Raw genomic sequence first — 2,501 nt, forward strand, 5'->3', positions numbered from 1 at the left:
GGCTGATTTGGATCGTGAAGCGAACCGTTATTCCCGTCGCATTAGTGAGGCCCCTGGTCAGGAGCGTGAGTTTGTGAGTATTGCTCGCCAACAGGAGATAAAGGCCGGACTTTATCTGATGTTGCTTCAGAAGCGTGAGGAGAATGCTATAACTTTGGCTGCTACTGCCAACAATGCAAAGATTATAGATGATGCTATAGCGGATGATGCTCCTGTGTCTCCTAGAAGTAAGATTACTTATTTGATCGCTTTGATATTGGGAGTCGGAATTCCGGTAGGGGTTATTTATTTGCTCGAATTGACTAAGTTTAAGATTGAAGGTCGTGCAGATGTAGAAAAACTTACCAGTGCACCTATTGTCGGTGATATCCCATTGACTGATGAAAAGCAGGGTGCTATTGCTGTATTTGAGAATCAAAACAACCTGATGAGTGAAACCTTCCGTAATGTCCGAACGAATCTTCAGTTTATGCTTGGAAATGACAAGAAGGTGATTTTGGTTACTTCCACAGTCAGTGGTGAAGGTAAATCCTTTATCTCTGGTAATCTTGCTATCAGTCTTTCTTTATTAGGGAAGAAAGTAGTAATCGTTGGTCTTGATATCCGCAAGCCAGGTTTGAATAAGGTATTCAATATATCAAAAAGAGAACAAGGTATAACTCAATACTTGGCTAATCCGGAAAAGAACTTGATGGATTTAGTACAACTTTCCGATGTAAGTAAGAATCTTTATATTCTTCCTGGTGGAACAGTTCCTCCTAATCCTACTGAATTGTTGGCACGCGATGGATTGGATAAAGCGATTGAGACTCTCAAGAAGAATTTTGATTATGTAATTTTAGATACAGCTCCTGTCGGTATGGTAACTGATACTTTGTTGATAGGGCGTGTGGCTGATTTATCTGTTTATGCATGTCGCGCGGATTATACTCGTAAGAATGAGTATACTTTGATTAATGAACTTATTGATGGAAATAAATTGCCTAACTTGTGTACTGTAATAAATGGTTTGGATTTGAAGAAAAGAAAATACGGTTATTATTACGGTTATGGCAAATATGGCAAATATTATGGCTATGGTAAACGATATGGCTATGGTTACGGATATGGAGAAACTAGCGATAATAAAGAGAAATAGAGTGCTTCAAAGTACTTTTAGAAAACGTGAGATGAAAAATGTGTAGGTCCCTAGATTCATGTGATAAACATGAATACCCTACATGTGGTAGATTAGGGACAATATAGTGTTATTGTCCTAATCTATGCCCTCGTATCAGTGTAAGAGCTGATATGATTTCCCACCATATCAACTGTCTGTGAAGATCGTTGATATTTTTTTTGTATACTGCAAGGCAATTATAATTCCCGGTATTCTGCAACACAATCAAAGCACGGACACTCCTTCATCGGATTTAAATCATGGTGTCCTACAATTAGTGCTTTGGGAAATTGTCTCCGTAACTCGCGGAGTAAGGCGAGTAGGGAACCCTGTTGATTCAAAGTACGAGTATCCTTCGGTTTTCCGTTCGCATCCAATCCTCCTTCATAACAAATACCTATTGAATGGGTGTTATGATTACGGCAGTGTGCTCCAACCTTTTCTAAAGCACGTCCCCGGTGGATTTCCCCATCGCGAGTGATGTAGAAATGATAACCGATGTCGCGGAAATCGCGATGATGGATATGATCTTGTCGGCAAGCCTCCGCCGAAAGGGATCTTCCTTCCGGCGTGGCACTGCAATGAATGATAATTAGTGTAATGGTCCGCATGGGGTTACATACAACTCTGTACTCCGATCAAGCCCCCGATAGCGGTGGCAACGGTGATGATTACTTTAATAATGAAGCTCCATACGGAGCGGGGAGATGATGAATTACTCATAATAATTAAGTTTTAAATAAATTGATAATAGTTTTCTTTTGCCATAGATTTACCACAGATCTACACAGATTCACACAGATAAATAATCGACTACTCTAGTAACTACCAATTCAATATAATCTGTGGAAATCTGTGTAGTCAGTGGTGAACCTTTTAAGCAGCCGGGTCAGGTGCTTCGCCACCTCCATCCGGTTTCGGATCAGGAGTATCATCCGGATTAGAACCACCTCCGGAAGTGCCCGGTTTCTGATATTCTGCTTGCTGCTTCAACTGACTGTCGAGTTTCAGATTATTGGTCGACAGATTACCGGTGGCACGAGCTTTCAGACGCATACCGGTAATATTCTTCTCCAACGAAAAATCTTCCAGCGTATCAGCCGCCTTACTGCGAATACCCACCCCAAAGATGGCAAGATCATCAATTTTCACCGATTTGCCGTCCAGCAACAATTCCTTGATACAATCCACCATATCCGAAAGCACACCTTTGATGACACCACCGGAATACGGTGAATTGTGCTTCGACATGTGTTCGGCGAGCTTGGCCAAATCAAACATCTCGTCGCTTACTGCACGGGCGAACCACTTACCCGCATTCAAGCCTTTCTTCTGCTGGTTC

Annotated in this window: 4 protein-coding genes; 1 reads left to right on the forward strand and 3 read right to left on the reverse strand. The window is 41.7% G+C overall.

Annotation, left to right across the window (positions count from 1 at the left end):
* On the forward strand, window positions 1-1,138 hold a 1,138-nt coding region (locus tag BXY_RS00800), incomplete at its 5' end, for a CpsD/CapB family tyrosine-protein kinase (protein WP_208946707.1).
* A gap of 218 nt (window positions 1,139-1,356) precedes the next feature.
* Here the strand turns inward: BXY_RS00800 and BXY_RS00805 are convergent.
* From BXY_RS00805 to BXY_RS00815, 3 genes are all read right to left on the reverse strand, one after another.
* On the reverse strand, window positions 1,357-1,770 hold the full coding sequence (locus BXY_RS00805) for an N-acetylmuramoyl-L-alanine amidase (RefSeq protein WP_015530990.1): 414 nt from the start codon (window positions 1,768-1,770) through the stop codon (window positions 1,357-1,359).
* Window positions 1,771-1,774: 4 nt separating this feature from the next.
* Window positions 1,775-1,882 (reverse strand): smalltalk protein, encoded by a 108-nt coding sequence (locus BXY_RS00810; protein ID WP_004297473.1) that lies wholly within the window; start codon window positions 1,880-1,882, stop codon window positions 1,775-1,777.
* A gap of 153 nt (window positions 1,883-2,035) precedes the next feature.
* The coding region (locus tag BXY_RS00815; RefSeq protein ID WP_243442460.1) for an HU family DNA-binding protein at window positions 2,036-2,501 on the reverse strand (466 nt) is incomplete at its 5' end.

Source organism: Bacteroides xylanisolvens XB1A, assembly GCF_000210075.1.
GTDB classification, from domain to species: Bacteria; Bacteroidota; Bacteroidia; order Bacteroidales; family Bacteroidaceae; genus Bacteroides; species Bacteroides xylanisolvens.